The 20169-nt window shown below is 49.0% G+C and carries 15 protein-coding genes; 3 read left to right on the top strand and 12 right to left on the bottom strand.

Going from position 1 to position 20169, the window contains the following annotated elements; genetic code table 11:
* Nucleotides 1-8: 8 nt before the first annotated feature.
* The 6 genes from purF to truA all read right to left on the bottom strand — a co-directional run bounded on the left by purF (nt 9) and on the right by truA (nt 5861).
* Nucleotides 9-1526: an amidophosphoribosyltransferase gene (gene purF, locus EZV72_RS06840; RefSeq protein ID WP_137166538.1), complete on the bottom strand. Its 1518-nt coding sequence runs from the start codon at nt 1524-1526 to the stop codon at nt 9-11.
* A gap of 14 nt (nt 1527-1540) precedes the next feature.
* A complete protein-coding gene (locus EZV72_RS06835; protein ID WP_137168686.1) occupies nt 1541-2029 on the bottom strand; it encodes a CvpA family protein in 489 nt (162 codons plus the stop codon).
* 158 nt (nt 2030-2187) lie between these two features.
* Nucleotides 2188-2763, bottom strand: coding sequence for an SPOR domain-containing protein (locus EZV72_RS06830; RefSeq protein ID WP_137166537.1), 576 nt, complete (start codon nt 2761-2763; stop codon nt 2188-2190).
* 23 nt (nt 2764-2786) lie between these two features.
* Complete coding sequence (folC, locus tag EZV72_RS06825) at nt 2787-4064, bottom strand: bifunctional tetrahydrofolate synthase/dihydrofolate synthase (protein WP_232364524.1); 1278 nt, start codon at nt 4062-4064, stop codon at nt 2787-2789.
* Entirely contained in the window at nt 4065-4910 is an 846-nt protein-coding gene (gene accD, locus EZV72_RS06820; RefSeq protein ID WP_137166536.1) for an acetyl-CoA carboxylase, carboxyltransferase subunit beta, read from the bottom strand. It abuts the gene before it with no gap.
* 159 nt (nt 4911-5069) lie between these two features.
* Nucleotides 5070-5861: a tRNA pseudouridine(38-40) synthase TruA gene (truA, locus tag EZV72_RS06815; protein ID WP_137166535.1), complete on the bottom strand. Its 792-nt coding sequence runs from the start codon at nt 5859-5861 to the stop codon at nt 5070-5072.
* 377 nt (nt 5862-6238) lie between these two features.
* Here truA and EZV72_RS06810 point away from each other — a divergent pair, with 377 nt between their 5' ends.
* Entirely contained in the window at nt 6239-7138 is a 900-nt protein-coding gene (locus EZV72_RS06810; RefSeq protein WP_137166534.1) for a patatin-like phospholipase family protein, read from the top strand.
* Here EZV72_RS06810 and EZV72_RS06805 read toward each other — a convergent pair.
* The 5 genes from EZV72_RS06805 to EZV72_RS06785 all read right to left on the bottom strand — a co-directional run bounded on the left by EZV72_RS06805 (nt 7135) and on the right by EZV72_RS06785 (nt 16506).
* Nucleotides 7135-8352, bottom strand: a complete 1218-nt coding sequence (locus EZV72_RS06805; protein ID WP_137166533.1) for an oligosaccharide MFS transporter — start codon at nt 8350-8352, stop codon at nt 7135-7137. The two genes, EZV72_RS06810 and EZV72_RS06805, sit on opposite strands and share 4 nt — an antisense overlap.
* 12 nt (nt 8353-8364) lie before the next feature.
* Nucleotides 8365-10377: a glycoside hydrolase family 32 protein gene (locus EZV72_RS18730; protein WP_175405064.1), complete on the bottom strand. Its 2013-nt coding sequence runs from the start codon at nt 10375-10377 to the stop codon at nt 8365-8367.
* 65 nt (nt 10378-10442) lie between these two features.
* The gene (locus EZV72_RS06795; protein WP_137166531.1) at nt 10443-11753 is read right to left on the bottom strand and encodes a sugar porter family MFS transporter; all 1311 of its coding nucleotides are present in this window, start codon (nt 11751-11753) and stop codon (nt 10443-10445) included.
* Between the two features lie 45 nt (nt 11754-11798).
* Entirely contained in the window at nt 11799-13514 is a 1716-nt protein-coding gene (locus EZV72_RS06790; protein WP_137166530.1) for a RagB/SusD family nutrient uptake outer membrane protein, read from the bottom strand.
* Nucleotides 13515-13539: 25 nt separating this feature from the next.
* Nucleotides 13540-16506 (bottom strand): SusC/RagA family TonB-linked outer membrane protein, encoded by a 2967-nt coding sequence (locus tag EZV72_RS06785; protein ID WP_137166529.1) that lies wholly within the window; start codon nt 16504-16506, stop codon nt 13540-13542.
* Nucleotides 16507-16787: 281 nt separating this feature from the next.
* On the opposite strand from EZV72_RS06785, the gene EZV72_RS06780 reads away from it, so the two are divergent.
* Complete coding sequence (locus EZV72_RS06780; RefSeq protein ID WP_137166528.1) at nt 16788-17783, top strand: LacI family DNA-binding transcriptional regulator; 996 nt, start codon at nt 16788-16790, stop codon at nt 17781-17783.
* Here EZV72_RS06780 and EZV72_RS06775 read toward each other — a convergent pair.
* A complete protein-coding gene (locus EZV72_RS06775) occupies nt 17780-18616 on the bottom strand; it encodes a polyphosphate kinase 2 family protein (protein ID WP_137166527.1) in 837 nt (278 codons plus the stop codon). The two genes, EZV72_RS06780 and EZV72_RS06775, sit on opposite strands and share 4 nt — an antisense overlap.
* A 557-nt stretch (nt 18617-19173) precedes the next feature.
* On the opposite strand from EZV72_RS06775, the gene EZV72_RS06770 reads away from it, so the two are divergent.
* On the top strand, nt 19174-19923 hold the full coding sequence (locus EZV72_RS06770) for a transposase (protein ID WP_232364523.1): 750 nt from the start codon (nt 19174-19176) through the stop codon (nt 19921-19923).
* Nucleotides 19924-20169 lie beyond the last annotated feature (246 nt).

Genomic DNA, 20169 nt, shown 5'->3' with positions numbered 1-20169 from the left:
TTCAACAATCAGTCTGAATCCATATTGTGCATTTCAAGGTTAGACAATTCAGCCTGGACTACCGGTCCCCGGCTTGATTCACTACGCGCCATGTCAATACGTTCCAGATAATCCTGATCCACGTCACCGGTGATATAATTGCCGTCGAACACCGATGTTTCAAAGCGCTGAATATCCTGGTTCTCTTCACGAACAGCTTCAACCAAGTCAGAAATATCCTGGAAGATAAGACCATCGGCCTGGATTAAATCAGCAATCTGCTCAATTTCACGGCCATAAGCAATCAGTTCATTGGCAGATGGCATGTCAATGCCATAAACGTTCGGGAACCGAATTTCGGGTGCCGCAGAAGCAAAGTAGACCTTTTTCGCGCCGGATTCACGGGCCATTTCAATAATCTGACCTGATGTTGTACCACGTACGATGGAATCGTCTACTAATAGCACACTCTTACCCTTGAACTCTGACGAAATCGCATTCAGTTTACGGCGTACAGACTGCTTGCGCATGGTCTGTCCGGGCATGATGAAGGTACGCCCGATGTAGCGGTTTTTCACAAAGCCCTGACGGTATGGCAGCTCCAGGGTATTGGCGATTTGCAGGGCTACATCCATCGAAGTTTCAGGGATTGGGATAACCACGTCGATGTCCAGATCAGCCCACTCACGAGCAATCTTTTCACCCAGCTTACGGCCCATATTGACCCGTGAGGCGTACACTGAGATACCATCGATAAACGTATCCGGACGGGCAAAATAGACAAACTCAAAGATACACGGTGAGGTAGACGGATTGGCCGCACATTGTTTGGTATGCAGCTCACCGCTGTCGGTAATAAATACCGCTTCGCCTGGTGCCACATCACGAATAAACGTGAAGCCCACAGCGTCCAGGGCCACCGACTCTGAAGCTACCATGTATTCCTCGCCCATGGCTGTGACGCGCTTACCCAGCGCCAGCGGTCGGATTCCATGAGGGTCACGAAACGCTACCACACCCTGACCGATAATGGCTGCGACAACCGCGTATGCGCCGCGAATTTTGTTGTGCACACTGGTAACAACCTTAAACACATCTTCGGCGGATACACTCAGCTCAGTGCACTGCTGCAGCTCATGCGCAAAAATGTTCAGAAGTAACTCTGAATCAGAAGACGTATTAATATGGCGACGGGCGATGCGAAAGACTTCTTCCTGCAACTCATGCGAGTTAGTCAGATTACCATTATGCGCAAACGCAATACCAAACGGTGAGTTAACATAAAAAGGCTGGGCTTCGGCTGAACTCGATGTTCCGGCCGTAGGGTAACGTACATGACCAATACCCATATTTCCTGACAGGCGTTTCATATGACGGGTATGGAATACGTCCCGTACCAGGCCATTCGCCTTGCGCAGATTAAATCTGTTCTGGTCTATTGTAATAATACCGGCAGCGTCCTGGCCTCGGTGCTGCAGCACGGTCAATCCATCATACAACGACTGCGCTACCGGGGTTTTACCAACAATTCCGACAATACCACACATCTGATTTACCTATTTCAAGCGGGGGTTAAAAAACTGGAGCTGCCTTTCATAAACTCAAAAAACCATTCAATGATAAGCCCGAACTCGGGAATTAACAAAGATTGATGCCACCAGGTTGCGGTAGCAGCAGCGGTAAATGTGTCCATGAAAAACAATAGTGCACTGACAATGAGTGCGCCACGCAGCGCACCAAATACAGCACCAAGCAAGCGGTCAGTGCCTGAGAGCCCGGAAGCGTGTACCGCGCGACCAACAATATGGTTGATCAGACCACCGAGCACCAGGGTCATAATGAATAATACGGCAATAGCGGCGCCGTTTCGAAAAACGTCGTCTTCAATTCGGGTAAAGTATACCGCAAGGTCGGCAAAGAACTGGCTGGCGATAAACAGCGCCCCAAACCAGACTACCAAAGAGATGGCTTCCTTAACAAACCCTCTTACCAGGCTTATCAGGGTAGATACGGCAATGATGCCAAGAATAGAAAAGTCTATCCAATTCAACACGTTAAGCACGACCCGTTGCGTAAGAAATGCAAGTCGGACGGCAAGCGTCCGGGATAATGGCGCGCATTCTATCAGAACCCCTGCGTATTACCAATCCGATATCTCTGGGACAGGTGGCAAATTGTGTATACAGGAGTGGCTGATAATACACCCGGTTACTCCGCCTTGAACTCTGTTACCCTGCCCTTCAGGCCGGTGAGTTCTTTTAGATGGGGAATCGCGGATTCCAGCTTTTGTTTATTCAAATCCGGTCCGACGAACACTTTGGTCAGACGGCCGGAGCTGGTTTTAATCGGTCTGCTGAAGGTTCGATACCCGGCTTTTTCCAGTTTTTGTGCCAGTTGTTTCACATTCTGGACATGTCTGAAGCTGCCAAGCTGAATCACCCAGCCAGCATCTTGTGCCGCTGGCGTCTGGTCGACCACGGTGCGCCGGGCCAGATCGTCCTGTTGTGCCGGTGATGAGTCATCAGCTGCTGTAGCGGCCTCTGCCGGCTCGTCTACCGGTTGTTCGTTGACGACTTCCAGCGGGCGCTGAGCCGCTTTTGCCACTCGTTCGGCCGGAAATTCATCCGGTTCAACAATAGGCTTTTTAGCCGGTGCAGCCGGTACACTGGCAAACTCTGTTTTACTGGTTTCTTTTTTTCCGTCGAGAAAATCGGGCAGAAAAATCACCGCCAGCGCGACAACAATCACAGTACCCACCAGGCGATTTTGTAAAGCCGAACTCACACGATGCTCCTTTGGTGTCTCATTCAACGGTTATGAAAGCTCAGCACATCGGCAACCGTAAGAAATGACCCGAACACAACAATCAACTCATCATCGTGTGCTTCCTGTCTGGCAGCCTGATATGCCTCTGTAACGCTATTGTAACAGCTTGCCTTAATTTGTTGTGACTTATCAAGGCTTTCATACAACTGGCAGGCTTGTGCAGCGCGCGGGCCAGAGGTGGCTCCCAGATACCAGTGTGTAATGTCATGGGTAATGGCAGCGAGCGTGGCTTCTACTGACTTATCTTTAAGCATCCCCACCACCAGCCTGACTGATTTGTCAGACCGGGTATCCAGCCATTGATTCATTGCCCGCATAGCCTGAGGGTTATGTCCTACATCAACAATGACCTCAGGTTCACTGGCAACCAGCTGGCGCCGCCCCGGCATGTTGACCGTGGCTACCAGTTCCCGTGCCTGCGCCTCGTCAGGCAGCCATCCGAGCAAATCGAGCGCAGCCAGCGCCGTGGACACATTTTGCTGCGGAATACGGGCAGCCGGGAGGTTTGTTATCCGCTGTGCACCACATTGCCAATCCCACAAAGATGCATCATCCTGTATGGTCATGCTGAAATCCCGCACGGCCCAGCGCGCCTCAACGGCCAGCGACGCGACCTGCTCATCCAAAGTGACAGGCGGATCCAGCTCACCAATGACCGCTTTAGCATGCTCACGCATAATGCCGGCTTTTTCTCTGGCGATGGCTTCACGGGTATCCCCCAGCCAGTCCTGGTGATCCAGGTCGATGGTCGTAATGACCGCCAGATCGGCATCCACAATATTAGTGGCATCCAGACGTCCGCCCAGCCCGACTTCCAGAATTGGTACATCGACATCATGCTGTTTCATTAACCAGAGTGCGGCCAGGGTGCTGAATTCGAAATAAGTCAGGGTTATCTCTGCTCTTGCCTGTTCAATAGCACAAAATGCAGCGCAGAATTCGTCTTCGGGTGGTAACGCATCATTAATGCGTACCCGTTCACGGTAATCCAGCAGGTGCGGAGAGCTGTAAACCCCGGTTGTTTTGCCCTGCATCAGACAGGCCTGTTCCAGGAACCGGCAGGTTGTGCCTTTGCCATTGGTGCCGCCAACAATGATGACGGTTTTGTCGGCAAAAGTCAGATCCATACGCGCCGCCACCGTTGTAATACGGTTCAGGCCTAGTTCAATAGCACTGGGATGGATAGATTCGAGGTGGGTTAACCATTGCGCCAGCGAGCGATGAGCTGGCGCAATATCAGATACATTTGTGATAGTCACTTATGATGGGCGATGTAATTTAACTAACAGGCCGTGTAATTTATCACGCATTTCACGACGGTCAACAATCATGTCAATCGCCCCTTTTTCCAGCAAGAATTCACTACGCTGGAATCCTTCTGGCAGGGTTTCACGCACAGTTTGTTCAATAACCCGCGGGCCGGCAAAACCAATCAGTGCTTTTGGCTCAGCAACATTAATGTCGCCCAGCATGGCCAGACTGGCAGATACACCACCCATGGTCGGGTCTGTCAGAACCGAGATATAGGGTAAGCCTTTGTCGCGCATTTTGGCCAATGCAGCAGAGGTTTTGGCCATCTGCATTAGTGACATCAGGGCTTCCTGCATTCGTGCACCACCGCTGGCAGAAAAACAAATCAATGGCATATTGTGCTCAAGGCACGCTTCCACTGCGGCAACAAAACGGGCCCCTACCACCGAAGCCATAGAGCCACCCATGAAGGCAAATTCAAAGCTGACCGCGGCCACCGGCATACCTTTCAGTTTGCCCTGCATGGCAATCAGCGCGTCTTTTTCGCTGGTGCTCTTTTGGGCGGCAGAAATCCGGTCTTTATAACGTTTTGAATCTTTAAACTTCAGAATATCCTGCGGCTCAAATTCCGCGCCCAGCTCTTTGCGATCATTTTGATCAAGAAAGCTGTCCAGACGCTTACGGGCTGTGATACGCATGTGGTTATCACACTTAGGGCACACCTCAAGCTGCTTTTCCAGCTCATTTTTGTACAGTACGGCCTGACAACTGGAACATTTTGTCCAGATTCCTTCAGGCACATTACCTTTAGTTGAGGTTTGTGTCCGTGGAAGAATTTTTTCAATCCAGCTCATTAAGGAGAATCCTTTTACTCGTTAGTTTGGCGACTGCTTACTTGATAATTATTTGTGCGCCGCGCGTGTTAGCAATACAGCCAGTTATTAGACCACAATACAGAATATTCGAGAAAATAAAACTGGTCTTAGAAGTTACTGACAAACTATATAACCTGTTCAGTCATCTGGCAAAAACAATGGCCCAAGTGGCCTTTCTGGTAAGCCGAATTGCGCCGGATAGGTCACATCGACCAAATATAAACCGTGGGGCTTAGCAGTGGCAGCGGCCATTGTCCGGTCTTTGCTTTGCAATAAAGAACCAATCCAGTCAACCGGCTGCTCTTGAGCGCCGACTTCAATCAGGGAGCCGGCAATATTGCGTACCATATGGTGTAAAAAAGCATTGGCCTGAATTTCCAGTATGACATACCGGCCCTGGCGGGAGACTTTTACATCCGTCACTTTACGATACGGAGTTTTCGACTGGCAATGCGCGGCGCGAAACGCACTGAAGTCCTGCTCACCTAACAATGCCTGAGCGGCTTCGTGCATAAGATCGGCATCCAGTTCCTTGTAGCAGTGCGTAACACCTTTACCCAAAATAGCCGGGCGCAGCGGCGAATTATAGATTATATAACGATAACGGCGGTGCGACGCTGAAAACCGGGCATGAAAGTCGTCATCCACCTGTTTGGCCCAGGTAACGGCAATGCTATCCGGCAAATTGGTATTCACCCCCATCGTCCAGGCCCGCTCCGGCCGATGCTCGGTACAATCAAAGTGTACAACCTGACCAGTCGCATGGACGCCGGCGTCAGTACGCCCGGCGCACTGTACATTGATTGTTGTATTTGCCACTTTGCTTAACGCATTTTCCAGGTATTCCTGCACCGTCGGCACACGATTCTGACGCTGCCAGCCATAGACCGCAGCGCCGTCATATTCTATTCCTAAGGCATATCGCCCCATTGTTTTTCACCCGCTTTTAAAAAATCGCTCAATTTTAGTGTGCCCGCCATAGACATGCAACTCAGCCGTGCCAACACAATACATGTATCCATTGTTTCATACATTTAGACAGTCACCGTACACATGCATACTCGTGGACAGTCACTTTAATTGCACACGCTTGGACAGTCACTTTTATTGCATACGCCTGGACAGTCACTTTAATACGATGAGCTAAGTGCTGGACCTAACGCCTTATTCAAATTGAAGCTGAACAGTCGCGGTGTAAGTATCATGGACAGTCACTCGATATACCCCTGGACAGTCACTTTTTCAGGCGTGGACAGTCACTGTGAACTATGCTGTAAAAAGGTGAACAGACTTTGGGTTATACAGGTATGGTAGATACTGAATCATCTTATACCACTATTGTTCCAATACTGTCAGGCGGCGGCACACGACTGCCTGCCCATATTGGGGTGTTACAAGCCTTACAGGAGCTTGATATCCGCTTTTCTACCCTGGTTGGCGTATCTGGGGGATCGATAATCGCAGCACTTTACGCCAAAGGCTATTCACTGCTAGAGCTTAAAAAGCTGGCTTTGGAAACTGATTTTCGCCAGTTTGCTGATTTTTCATTGTGGCGGTTACTCAAGCAAGGTGGCCTGGCTTCAGGTGACTACCTGGAAAGTTGGTTAGATAAACTGCTTGATGGCGTAACCTTCGGGCAACTGGATTATAACCTGCATATTCTGGCTACTGATGTAAACGGTGGGGGACCAGTGTTGTTCAACCGCGATGAAACACCGACGGTTAAAGTCTCACAGGCCATCCGTTTTTCTATGTCGATTCCGCTCATTTTTGCGTTTAAAGAGTTTGGCGATCAGCTGCTGGTTGATGGCGCAATTTTGTCAGAAGATGCATTATTCAGAGACTGGCAGAAAGACGGCACACCGTCAGTCTGCTTCCGTTTGAAAAGCGAACCGAAAAAGCAGCCGCTGGCAAATAAGGGCCATTTCCCCTTGCCCCAGTATCTGATGATGCTGACCCGCACGTTTATGTCGGCTTTGTCCCGTGAATATGTACATGCCCAATTCTGGCAAAGTACCGTCATCATCAATTGCAGAGAAATTTCCGCGGTTGATTTTAAGGCCGGACCGGTGGAAAAAGCCTTGTTGTATGACATTGGTCAACAAACCACCCTTGAGATATTGCCTCGAAAATTACACGAAGGTATTGCTCGGGCAGCCTCACCGGCCGAATCTTCACCGTCTTTTTCTGATTCTGTGGCTAACTAACCGGGACATGAATGGCAGTTTATATTCGCGGAAGTTTTTTCCAGTGACCAGGCAGAAATTGTCAGGTTAATCATGACCACTATGCCAAGAATTATATAGGCATTAGCAAACCCAACCTCGTCGTACATGGCCCCGATAACAGGCGACAAAGCCACAGCACCTGCCTGCAATAACAGGCTAAATCCCACCATATACAGAGTGGCAGACAACTTTTTATCAAAATGTATTGAAATATATTTAAATATTGCCACCAGCAATATTGGCAATTCCAGCGCGTGGAGCAGTTTGATAAATGAGATGGCCACGGGCCCGTCTACCACGCCTGAGCCGGTAATTCTCAGCACCATGACCACACCGCTTAACAGTAATCCGTTTTTCGCACCGATCTTATTAACCACATAAGGCGCCACAAACATCATGCCCGCCTCTAAAAAAACCTGAAATGAATTGAGATAGCCAAAATAGGCATTTCCCTGAGCCCGGCTGTCAAACAATGAGGCAAAATAAACCGGAAACTGTTGGTCATATACGCCGTACACACAGGCCACTCCCAACACATACACACTCAGGCGCCAAAAGGCAGCTAACCGGAACACTGACATTGCCTGATGCACGGAGACTTCAGTCCTGGCAGTGATATCAGGCCGGCTGACAGGCAGCCGGTAAATCGCAATAAAAAATCCCATTCCTATCAGGCTGGCTAACCAGAAGTTCATTGAGGCTGAGATATTAAACAGTGTCCCAGCAGCGAAAGTGGCCGCAGCCCAGCCTAACGATCCCCAGCAACGAGACTTACCAAACTCCACATCCTGTTGCCGGCTAATCCGTTCTATGAAGGCTTCCAGCGCCCCAACAGCGGCACCGAACACTAAAGCTAGGTACACAGCGCCCGTTATCACGCCGGCGCTGAAAAAATCGAGCAACATCGGCTCGTAGACTAACGTGAAAAATGGCCCGCAGAATATCATCAGGCCTGCAAAACTAAACAGCAATCGGCGGGATGTGCCCAGCTTATCCTGCACCACCCCGTAAAAAGGCATAATGAATAGCGCGGCAAGCGCATTTGCGGCGTAAACATATCCTATTTCCCGTCCGGATAGACCTACCGTCTGATTCAGCCACAGTGGGAATAGTGAATAAGCAAATGACCAGGCCGCAAAAAAAGCAACAAAAGTTACCGCACTGGCCCGGTAGGTGGCTTGCCTCTGATTCACAGTATCTGCCTGTTATTGGTGATCATCAGTGACTGTCCATATGCTGTCGAGCTGTTCAACACGAAAGTCGGTGACCGGAGCCGAATTCGGTCCCACCTCAAAAATATTCAGCATCGACTGAGGAAAGATCTGGGCTGTGATGACGCTTTGGCCCTGATTGATAAATAACTCAACCGAGCTGGTATCTACCACAATATCTACGACGACATTCTGGGTATCGCCGTACAGCTCAGCCACTATCAGATCGCTAAATTTCGGGAAAAAGCTAACCTCACCGGAGGCACTTCGGTCAACCTTAACCTGACGGGTAGTAACATCAAACTGGATAGAGACTTCTTCACCGTACGAGTTTTTAAGAAGGAGCTGCGATTGCGGCTGTTCAGCCAGACCGACCCGTAACCGATAACGCAGTGCGCTATCCGGTCCACTGATAATCCGCTCGCCGGATTTCAGTGTTGAAGTCTCTGTATCATGAGAAGATAGCAAAGATAACTCTTTAACCGGAAACTGGGTTAACCTAAACCCGGAAGCGTCTTTAACCAACCCTAATTCCCGAGGCACGGTCATGGCGCTGCGCCACGGTTTGGTGGGCGTTTCATTGGCGTAGTGCCAGTTACTCATCCAGCCCATAAATAGCGTCCTGTCTTCTTTTGCTCCCGGCGCTGTAAAAAAGGTCACACCGGCATAATTGTCAGTGCCATAGTCCAGCCAGGCGGCTGGCTCTATCCGATTTTTCGCCGGCGCATCTGCCGCCACAATATTGTCAATCATAGTATGGCCCCAGCTACCAGTCACCTTATCGATGATTCTCAGCTGCACCTGCTCGCCTTGCCAGTCGGATACATCCCAGCTGGCATAGCGCATCGTGCCCTGGTTCTGTCCGGTGGCACTTTTGATGACCTTACCATTGAGCAGCAGCTGCATGCCGGCTTTACCGGGATGATTTCCTCCGCCGATATAAAAGTTGATGTAGGGTGCCTGCAAGGTGAAGGGCCTGGAAGTCAGGGAGCCGGTTGCCTTGTCATCACCGTGAAAACTGTTGGCCAGATACTGGCCCGGATTGGCAGGCGGTGTCATCTGCTCCGCATGCCCGGATGGAGACGCCACCAGTTCAAAAGCGTTGCCATCGACCTCCCAGTTTTGTAAGCCCTGCTCAAAATCTTCAATGACCGTGGTGACCGGAAAGGCACCCGGCACCGGGGTCATTTGCTGCGCCATTGTAGTGTCGATTTTAAAGGCAGAGCCGTCAAAGTCACCCACAAAATACTGGGTCGCTGAGCCGCCGTTAGGCCCTCCCGGCATTATACTGACAATAAGCACATAGCGGCTTTCACCGTCTGCAGTGGTAAGCAATACAAGATCAGGACATTCCCATACGCCCGCATGGCTACCAATATCCTTCCCGAATGTACTTTGTAACTGCCAGTCAATCAGGTTATCCGAGGTGTAGAATCCCACGTGGTCTTTTTGAGCCAGTACCATCACCCATTGCTGACTGCCTTCGTGCCACATCACTTTAGGATCCCTGAAATCCTTTATTCCCGGGTTATCAATGACCGGGTTGCCCGAATATTTTTCCCAGCTACGCCCATTATCAAGACTATATGCCAGGGCCTGGGTCTGATAATCGGTTCTGCCCTGTTTTTCTTTTTTTACGTCATGATAGGTATACAGCGCCACCACCGGTGGATTGTCCGGTGTGCCCAGCCCACTGGAATTATTCCAGTCCACTACAGCGCTGCCAGAAAAGATTGTTCCCATTTCATCCGGATAAAGCGCAATTGGCAGATTGTCCCAGTGCACCAGATCCCGGCTCACTGCGTGTCCCCAGTGCATCGGGCCCCATACGCTGTCATTAGGGTTGTGCTGATAAAACAAATGGTATTCGCCGTTGTGATAAAACATCCCGTTGGGGTCATTCATCCACATGGCCGGAGGTGAAAAATGCACCTGAGGCCGGTATGGCTCCTGATACGGTAACGTTTTTTGCTGCTCGGAGTGAACAACGCTTTGCTGTGATGTCATGGCACATCCGGATAATAAAGAAGTTAAAAGTAAAGGTATGCAGGCTTTCATAATATTCACCTTCCTTAGCGCGATAGCGATGCGGAGACATCTTCAAGTGTTCTGCCCTTGGTTTCAGGCATCAGGAACTTGACGAAAAGCAGTTGCAGGAACATGGCAACAGTGAAGAAACCAAACACCTGTGCGGCGCTGAAGGTGTCCAGCACGTAAGGCATCAGTAATGCAATCAGAGCTGCAAATACCCAATGCGTGCCACTGCCCAGTGACTGCCCTTTAGACCGCACGCTGTTAGGGAAGATTTCAGCGATAAATACCCATATTACCGCGCCCTGGCCTACCGCATGAGAAGCAATAAACAGGAAGATAGCCGCCACCACAAGGCTGCCACCGGCTCCGGACGCAAACGCCCAGGTCACAGCCCCAAGAGACACTAAGTAGCCTACCGAACCGATATACATCAGGGCCCGGCGCCCAAATTTGTCGATAAGCATCACACCAAGCATGGTAAAGAGCAGATTAACCAGCCCTACCCCAGTGGTGGATAACAGCGCGGCACTGGCGTCCAGCCCCGCCATATCGAAGACCCGGGGCGCGTAGTAAATAATAAAGTTAATGCCGGAAAGCTGATTAAATGCCGCTATCAAAAAGGCCAGCAGTACAGGAAAATGATACTGGCGTTTAAATAGCTGTATATCCCGTTTTTTTTCAGCATCTTCACGGACCAGACGAATTGTATGGTCAATGTCATCACTGTTCAGTGATTGCAGCACCTCTCTGGCAGCGGCTTCATTTTGCTTATGCAGCAATAACCAGCGCGGACTTTCTGGTGCTTTTAAAACCAGTAACAGGTACACCAGTGCCGGAACCGCTTCTATACCCAGCATCAGGCGCCAGTCCTGAGGAATTAACCCGGCCAGCAGATAGTTAGACAAAAAGGCGATTAAAATACCGAACACAATCTGAAACTGATACATGGCAACCAGCCTGCCACGTAGTTTTGCCGGAGCGATCTCTGAAATATAAGCCGGTACGGCAATAGAGGAGATGCCTACACCAACACCGCCAATAAAGCGCAATAAAGCAAATATATAGGGATCATTGGCCAGCGCTGAGCCTATCGCCGACAGCAGATAAAGTATTCCAATCAGAACCAGTGTTTTTTTGCGGCCCAGTTTGTCACAGGGAATATTGCCTGCCAGCGCGCCTAACACGGTTCCCCAGAGCGCTGATGACATGACAAATAAACCATGTACCAGCGGTGAGGTTTGCCAGAGTGCTTCAATGGCCTGATCAGCACCGGAAATAACTGCGGTGTCAAAGCCGAATAAAAAGCCGGCAACAGCAACGGTCACAGACCAGCTGATAATCTTATTCATACATAATTTCCCTAAAATGCCGGAAGCGTGCTTCCGGCTATACCATTAATAACCCGGGTTCTGCTCGTAAATACCACCACTCAGATTAATCTGCTGATTGGGTATAGGCAGATATTCGTGCTTATTTTTTGTAAAATGCGCATCTTCAAGATAAGGCTTTCGTGTGCGTTCTACCATAAAATAGGCATCCAGCGTTTCTTTGGCGATACCCCAGCGTACCAGGTCAAAAAAGCGATGCCCTTCCAACCCCAGTTCGAGTCTGCGCTCAAATCTTAGCGCCTGTCTGGCCTCTTCCTGTGACGCAAACTCAGGATAGATATCAACCCTGTACAGGCTGGCATCTTGCAGACGTGCTGTGCTGTTGGATGCCCGCTCCCGGATTTGATTAATAATAGGTCGTGCTTCTTCGTACCGGCCCAACTCAATAAGAGCTTCGGCTTTCCAGAGCAACACATCGGCATATCGAATCAGCGTGGTGTTCAGTGAAAAAATAGGAAAAGGACCATTTTCACCACGACAATCGCAGTCAGGATGTTCCAGGTCTTTCATACCGGTAAAATTACCGTAGATAGACGGAGCCCGGGACCAGCTGTCACCGCCGTGAATTAGCTCAGGATCGTATTTAAAAGGCTTGCCTTCCATAGCGACAGTATGATCCAGACGCGGATCCACATAATCAGTTTCTACGTTGTACTGCACATCATTATAAGTGGTGAACTCAGGCAAACCGTCAGGACCCGTTTTAAAAGCGTTAACAAAGTTTTCTGTAGGTACATGAAACCCGCAACATCCAAAACCACCGGCCATGGGCGCATTGAGCGCACTTGGCCAGCTTCCCCGGCCATCCGGCGAGCCGTCATCCAGTGAACGCTGAATAGCAAATACAGATTCCGGTCCGTTTTCAAATTCAACCAGAAAGTTTTTGGCGTAGTCATCAAACAGGGCATAAACACCGCTTTGCTCAATTTCGGTGACCAGACTGACGACCTGTTCCAGCTTGTCCTGATCTATGCGGACGACGTTATGCATTTCATCCTGTTCATAAGCCTGATACAACAAGGTTTTTGCCAGATACGCGCGAGCTGATAAAGCAGAGGCACGTCCCGCATCAGCCTGAACCTGCGGCAGGTTTTCTATCCCGTAACGAAAATCATCGGCGATTTTGTCCCACAACTCCTGGTCGCTGTAGTCCCGGTTGGACGCGGTTTCTACTTCTGTCTGCGTCATGGTTTCATCAATCCAGGGAATGTGTTTGTGATGAATTTTCAGATCAAAATAAAAGATGGCCCTGACAAACCGTAACTCTGCAGCTTTTGCGGCTGCTTCGGGCAACTGATCGGAGGGTGTTTCAGCAATAACTTTAAGCGCTGAGTTGGCCCGGGAGATCCCGGTATAGTTTCGGGTCCACTTTTTATTATTCAGATCTATCAGATCAGGCGGAAAGGACTCCATATCCGGCACTATCGGGTCAAACATAGATAAAGCATGGTAAGCAAAAATATCTGAAGGTCCGTTTCCTCCTTTATGGGCGTCCCCGGCTCTGAGGTCACCAGTAGGCCACAGATAATTAGGTGCGGTGTAGTGGTCGTTCCCAAGATAAGAATAGGTAGCGATAACCAGCGCATCAATGTTCTGGGCGGTGGATACCTGCTCTTCTGTTAGTACAGCTTGCGGCTCGGTGTTCAGTTCATCACTTCCACCACAGGAAGCCACAGATAAAGCGACAAGGCTGCTGGCCAGTAGTTGCGTCATTCGTTTCATGATTTTTATCCTGTAATTTCTGCGCTTAAAAAGACAATTCCACACCAATTGTGATGCGACGAGGAACGGGAAAGACTTCATTGGGTGTTTCAGGGTCCTCGCTAAGTGTTCCGTCCGGCGTGATGGTCAGTAAGTTTTGTCCTTGTAAATAAATGCGTGCATCGGCAAGCCCCAGTTGCTCAATAAAATCCAGAGACGGGGTATAACCAATGCTGACATTGCGCAGTTTCAGATAGGTTCCCTCTTCCCAGAAGAAACTTGACTGTCTGCCTTCACCATTGTTGTCAATCAGTGTCAGTGCAGGTACATCTGTGTCGGTATTCTCCGGGGTCCAGGCATCCAGCGTACGGGCGCCGTAGTTAGAGCCTATGTTTAAGGAGGTAAAATCAGTGAAAAGTCGCCAGTTGTTACGGATCTGGCCGCCTTTTACACCCTGCCAGAACATATTGAAGTCCCAGGCCTGGTAGCGGAACGTGAAGTTCACCCCATAGATATAGCTGGGATCGGTATCGGTAAAGAAATCCTGGTCGTTTTCATTAATAACACCGTTGCCATCAAGGTCCTTGTAGCGGATACGACCAGGCCCTGCGCCTGCCTGTGTGGCGTGAGCCGCCACTTCTTCTTCACTCTGGAATAAACCATCGGCCACGTAACCAAACACCGAGTTGATGGACTTACCCAGAATGGTTTTATCCTGACCATTGCCGCCAAACGAGTTCACTACATCTTCAGGCAGTGCTGTGACCGTATTTTCCGCCGTAGACAGATTAAAATTAATATCTACCTGCAGTTCATCATCCAGAAAATCCGGTTTTATCCACTTGTCATAGCCCAGCACAAGTTCAAAACCTTCATTTTCGATCGTTCCGCCATTCACCCACATTTGTGCCCCTTCACCCAGCGTGGCGATGGGTTGGGTTAAGGTCAGAATATCCCGGGTTTCTTTGTTGAACCAGTCAATGCTGCCGTAGATTTCACCGTCATAAAGCTCAAAATCTACGCCTATATTGGTTTGTGTGGATGTTTCCCATTTCAAATCGGGGTTACCAGTTTGAGCCTTAACAAACCCTGAAGGAAGTGTTCCGCTGTTCTGCCCGCGTATATCATAAGCGGTGCCTTCATCCTGCAAATCTGTAAACAGTGATTGCGTGGCGTAACGTGGCACGTAAGTAGAGAACGTGGCGTTGGTGGCTATTTCCTGATTTCCGGTTTCCCCAATGCTGGCGCGCAGCTTCAGGGTTTTGATGGCTTCAATATCAAAGAAATCTTCGTTACTTACCACCCAGCCAAAGGAGGCTGCCGGAAAGTTACCGTATCCATTGTTCTTACCAAAGCGCGAGGACCCGTCCCGCCGAATGGTAAATGACGCCAAATAACGGTTATCGTAGTTGTAGTCTATACGGGCAAACTGCGAATCCAGCGCCCAGGTTTCACCTTCGCCGTCGACCCGGATATTGGTGGTGGCCTGAGACAAATAGGCAAACGCCCGATCATCAGACGCAAAACCTGAACCGATGCCACGGGACAACTCTCTTTCAAAATCAATCTGCTCTATACCGGCCAGGAAATTGAACTTATGATTTTCGCCCGGCTCCCATTTGTAGGTGACAGTGGCATTAGTAATAATGCTTTGATTATAGTTATCTTCGACCGTAAGCCGATCGCTTCCACTGAGTGAGCCGGCGGTAAATGCACGCTGAAAATTGCGAAAATAGAACTGACCGTAGTCCAGTGCTACTGTACCTCTGAATACCAGATCCTTTACCGGCTCATACTCAGTGTAAAAGCTGGCCATTACTTTATTAAAGGTGTGATCATTATCCCGGTTCTGCTCAATCAGCCTGATAGGGTTGTCACGGTCCGTGATACCCGGTACCGGGCCGCCCCAGCCTCCCACATCGTTATACACAGGAACAATAGACTGCTGCTCAATAGACAGACCTAAAATCTGGCCGGACAGATCATTAATAAGATTGGCCTTCTGGTCTGTAATCAGAAAGGTCTGACCGACCTTCAGCTTGTCTTCGATAATATCGAACTGGGAATTAACTCTGAATGCCAGGCGCTCAAATTTGGAGCCATCAATAATACCCTCTGCATCGTAATAACCCAGCGAGGCATAAAATTGACTACGCTCAGAACCACCGGTGACAGAGAAATTCATATCTGTCACTGTTGAGGTTCGGGTGGCCAGATCGAACCAGCGGGTATCTGCGGCTTGTTGTACCCCCTGGGGATCAGTATATTGAGGGATCTCTACTGCCCTGAGCTGTGGATTATTATAATTCTGATTCCAATCAAAGCTGTATAGAGGACTAGCGGTGTCCGGGTCAATACCATCATTGACGGCGGCCTGCCACACTACGCTGGCACGCTGCTGAGTGGTAAGCGGTTGAAGGTCGTAATTGTAATCCTCTACGGTCTGATTGTAGCGAAAATTAAAATCCAGGCCGTCATAACCCCGTTTAGTCGTAACCACTATCACACCGTTGCCCGAGCGTGCACCATAAATACTGGCTGCGGCAGCATCTCTAAGTACCTGTACATCAGCAATGTCGTTGCTGTTAATTTCCTGTAAACCTGATTTAGTTGGGATACCATCGATAACATAGAGCGGGTCATTGTTACCCAGCGGACCCAGGCCCTGCCCCCGAATACGCACTGTCGCCCCGGAACTTGGATTACCATTGGTGGTTATCTGTAAGCCAGGCACTCTTCCCTGCAGATTTTGCATAACGTTACCGGCCGGCAGATCGATAATATCTTCTAAATCGACTGTGGCTATCGCTCCTGTCAGGTCGGTTTTTTCTACCGCACTATAGCCATAAGAAATTTCTATAACTTCAACGTCCTGGGATGTATTTTCTGAATCACCGGTTACCGCGTTCTGCTGTGCAGCAACCTGCTGGGTAAGCAGTAAACAGGCCAGTGAGCTTGCCGGTAACGCGCGCTGTATGGCCCGGGCTAAAGGTTGCAATCTATTGTTATTCATCTCACGTTCCAAGGTTAAAAGTGTCATGTATTAACTAAATAAACAACGTTGTCTTTTACAGTATATTATATGAACAATGCGATCAACATAATTTTAACAACGTTGTTAAAATTATTTTATCGATAGGTTTTCTTTACTTTTTCATGCCATACTTAGCGTGGTACAGCCGGCCCGCTTATAGTGCCTCGGTAGCAAATTGAATTATCTGCCATGTACCTTGGTTATAATCGCGTAAAACAGGTATCACAATGCCTTTTGCAATGAAGAATTAAGTCAAAATTATGGTGACAATTAAAGATGTAGCAGCCAGGGCTGGTGTGGCATTTAAAACGGTTTCCAGGGTGATTAACAAAGACGAAACCGTTAAAGCGGGCAATCGCGAAAAGGTCCTGCGGGCTATAGAAGAGCTTGGCTATCGGCCAAACCGTGCAGCCCAGATGACCCGGCGGAAAAAATCCGGTGTTGTGGGATTTATTGCCGACGAACTGCTGGATGTGCCCTATACATTTGACATTATCAGAGGGGCTCAGGATGAGGCCTGGCGAAGTAATAAAGAACTGATGGTGGTGAATGTAAGTGAACGCAAATACAGTGCTTCTGGAGCCGTGGAGCATCTTCTTGCTCACCGGGTTGAAGGTGTTATCTACGCTTCAATGTATCACAGACAGGTAATAATACCTGAGCTGCTCAATACCGTGCCTACTGTGTTAGCCAATTGTTATGATCAAAACCACGCTTTCACGTGCATCGTGCCGGACGAACTGAATGCAGCACGGCAAATCACCAATCAATTGCTTGATAAAGGATATAGACGAGTCGTCTTTTTAAACCTGAATCCGAAAATCATTGCTGCCGAATTGCGTAAGCAGGGTGTGGAGGAAGCTTTCAGGCAACGCTTTGGTTCAACAGACAACCTTCATGTGGAGTCTGTCATCAATGATGTAGATAACAGGGAAGTATCTACAACCCGGGAGCGGGCCAAAGCATTGATTACCGAATTTAAACCGGATGCGATCATATGTGGCCAGGACCCAATGGCGGTGGAAGTTTATTTTGTTGCACAGGCTCTGGGTCTTCAAGTAGGCCGGGATATTGGTATTGCCAGTTTTGATAACTGGGATGTATTACCCCAGTTGGTAGAACCTCAGTTATCCACGATGGCCTTGCCGCATTATGATATGGGCAAGTGGGCGTTTAACTATCTGCAAGGCCCACAAACTATCAATTCAAAAAAGCATACTGCGCCTTTTGAATTCATTAGGCGAGCCTCTTTTTAACCGTCGTGTTTTTTAATGCGAATACCTAATTCTGCTTCGGCGCGTTTCACCAGCGATTTATTTACTGGCGGTGGGACAATATCTACGCCATCACTTAGCAACTCAATGAGGCGGGAAATCACTTCAACTCTGGCATAATGTTTACTATCGCCATGAATAATATGCCAGGGAGCGTGCCCGGTATCTGTGTATTTAAACATATCGTTAATGGCGCGTAGATAGGCGGGTCGCTGCTGTCGATTACGAATATCTTCCTCGGTTAACTTCCAGCGTTTGTAAGGATTGTGTAGCCGGGCCTCGAATCGCTTTAGTTGCTCTTCTTCACTGATGTGGATAAAAAACTTGATAACCTTGACTCCATCATCATGCAGTTGACGTTCAAATTCATTGATTTCCTGATAAGCCCGACTCCATTGCCAGGATGTAGCCAGCTTTTCCACTCGCTCTACCAATACCCGTCCGTACCAGGATCTGTCAAAAAGACTTAAGCAACCCGGAGCGGGCAGCCGTGACCAGAACCGGTAAAGGTAATGCTTACCCTGCTCGGTTGCATCCGGTGCAGCAATTGGATGAACCTGAAAGCCGCGAGGATCAAGCTTTCTTGTGACTCGGCGGATTGCCCCTCCTTTACCCGCTGCGTCCCAGCCTTCAAATACAATCACAGCCCGGCGCCCCTGGTGATAATAGGCCTGCTGAACATGAATTAATTGCTTTTGTAGTTTAGCTAACTGCCTCTTGTAAAAATGCTTACTGTTAAAAGTCAGAGTCTCACCGGCAGTAGGCAGGCGTAAATGCCGTTCACTGGTAATTATTGGGCTAACCTTTTTATTCATTGAATCTCATCCCCTGTTGCCAACTATGATGGACAATTAAACGCCTTCCATTTCAGATACTTTTCATTATATACAGATAACTCCGACTCAAGGGTCTATAGCTAGTGGAGTAGCTAATGGACAGTCACTTATACCCACTATCCCCACTGGACCACTATCCCCACTGGACAGTCACTTTCTCTGAACTAGCTAATGGACAGTCACTTATTTCCACTGGACAGTCACTACCTCTGCCTGAGTATCCCCACTGGACAGTCACTTATTCTTACCGGACAGTCACTACCTCTGCCTGAGTACAGTTGGCTTATTTGCTCATACCTGCATAATGAAATTTCTGCCTTCAACCACTGAATATGATGCCAAGACCACGTAAAAGCCTTATCAACTTGTCTGATACGCCATACTATCATTGTGTGTCTCGCTGCGTTCGCAGGGCTTTTTTGTGTGGCAAGGATGCACAGACTGGCCGATGCTACGAACATCGCCGGCAGTGGGTAGAAGACAGAATACTGTATCTAGCTGAGGTTTTCTGTGTGGATGTCTGCGCCTATGCGGTTATGAGTAATCACACGCATTTGGTTTTGCGCATCAATAAGCAAAAGGCAGACGCCCTGTCTGTTGATGAGATTATTCATCGCTGGCATAAGCTTTATAAAGGGATGTTGCTGGCCAGGCGTTATACTGACCCCACCCTTCGCGACTTATTATCTGCTGCTGAATTAGACACTGTTAATGCGCTTGCTGACGTCTATCGAAAAAGACTGTGTGATATCAGTTGGTTTATGCGGCTACTTAATGAATACATTGCCCGGCAGGCTAACAAAGAAGACGACTGCACCGGTCATTTCTGGGAGGGACGGTTCAAGTCTCAGGCATTATTAGATGAAGCTGCGCTGGCTGCCTGCATGGCCTATGTGGATTTAAACCCCGTTCGCGCCTGTCAGGCTAAAACACCGAAAACATCACCTCACACCAGCATCAGAAAGCGCCTTCTGGCTGCCGGTACTGAGCATCAGCCTCGCCAGCTACTTCCCTTCACCGGTGAACCGAAGAGCGTGATGCAAGATGGCTTGCCCTTCAGACCTGAGGATTATTTTGCTCTTGTTGAATTAACCGGTCGACACTTTCACCCTGAAAAGCCGGGTCAAATAGACTGCACAGCTTCGCCAATTCTGGAACGTGCAGGAATAGAACACACGCACTGGTATCGCATGGTAGCCGGAATCGAGACGACGTTTAAAACCAGAGTGAGCCTTGAGCAGCACTTATCTAAGCACTTCGACGACACAGTCTTCAACTCGGCCTGAAACGGCTGAGTCATTTATAGCTTCTTCTAATCAATCTTCCCACAATGCTTTATTGAGTAAAATGCTGGCTTCCCGCCGCAATCTGTTTTCAGGCTTTTTCGCCAACTAAGCGTGCTTAATACGGCTTCTGGCTGTCCAAAACATCTCCGGAATACTACCTAGTGCCGAGCGGGCGCATGTGCACAAAGCGTTGTGTGGCTATTTAAAATAGTGACTGTCCCAATACTGATTTTATGCATGGTTGTT

The organism is Salinimonas lutimaris, assembly GCF_005222225.1.
Taxonomy (GTDB): domain Bacteria; phylum Pseudomonadota; class Gammaproteobacteria; order Enterobacterales; family Alteromonadaceae; genus Alteromonas; species Alteromonas lutimaris.
Note: the sequence above shows the minus strand (reverse complement) of the source record. Positions and strands in the feature narration are given on the sequence as shown.

What these genes read in the sequence shown, in the direction of transcription:
- EZV72_RS06810 (WP_137166534.1), top strand. Translation starts at nt 6,239, where the DNA reads ATGGTAGATACTGAATCATCTTATACCACTATTGTTCCAATACTGTCA.
- accD (WP_137166536.1), bottom strand. Translation starts at nt 4,910, where the DNA reads ATGAGCTGGATTGAAAAAATTCTTCCACGGACACAAACCTCAACTAAA.
- EZV72_RS06785 (WP_137166529.1), bottom strand. Translation starts at nt 16,506, where the DNA reads ATGAATAACAATAGATTGCAACCTTTAGCCCGGGCCATACAGCGCGCG.
- EZV72_RS06770 (WP_232364523.1), top strand. Translation starts at nt 19,174, where the DNA reads ATGAGTAATCACACGCATTTGGTTTTGCGCATCAATAAGCAAAAGGCA.
- truA (WP_137166535.1), bottom strand. Translation starts at nt 5,861, where the DNA reads ATGGGGCGATATGCCTTAGGAATAGAATATGACGGCGCTGCGGTCTAT.
- EZV72_RS06780 (WP_137166528.1), top strand. Translation starts at nt 16,788, where the DNA reads ATGGTGACAATTAAAGATGTAGCAGCCAGGGCTGGTGTGGCATTTAAA.
- EZV72_RS06795 (WP_137166531.1), bottom strand. Translation starts at nt 11,753, where the DNA reads ATGAATAAGATTATCAGCTGGTCTGTGACCGTTGCTGTTGCCGGCTTT.
- EZV72_RS06790 (WP_137166530.1), bottom strand. Translation starts at nt 13,514, where the DNA reads ATGAAACGAATGACGCAACTACTGGCCAGCAGCCTTGTCGCTTTATCT.
- EZV72_RS06775 (WP_137166527.1), bottom strand. Translation starts at nt 18,616, where the DNA reads ATGAATAAAAAGGTTAGCCCAATAATTACCAGTGAACGGCATTTACGC.
- purF (WP_137166538.1), bottom strand. Translation starts at nt 1,526, where the DNA reads ATGTGTGGTATTGTCGGAATTGTTGGTAAAACCCCGGTAGCGCAGTCG.
- EZV72_RS18730 (WP_175405064.1), bottom strand. Translation starts at nt 10,377, where the DNA reads ATGACATCACAGCAAAGCGTTGTTCACTCCGAGCAGCAAAAAACGTTA.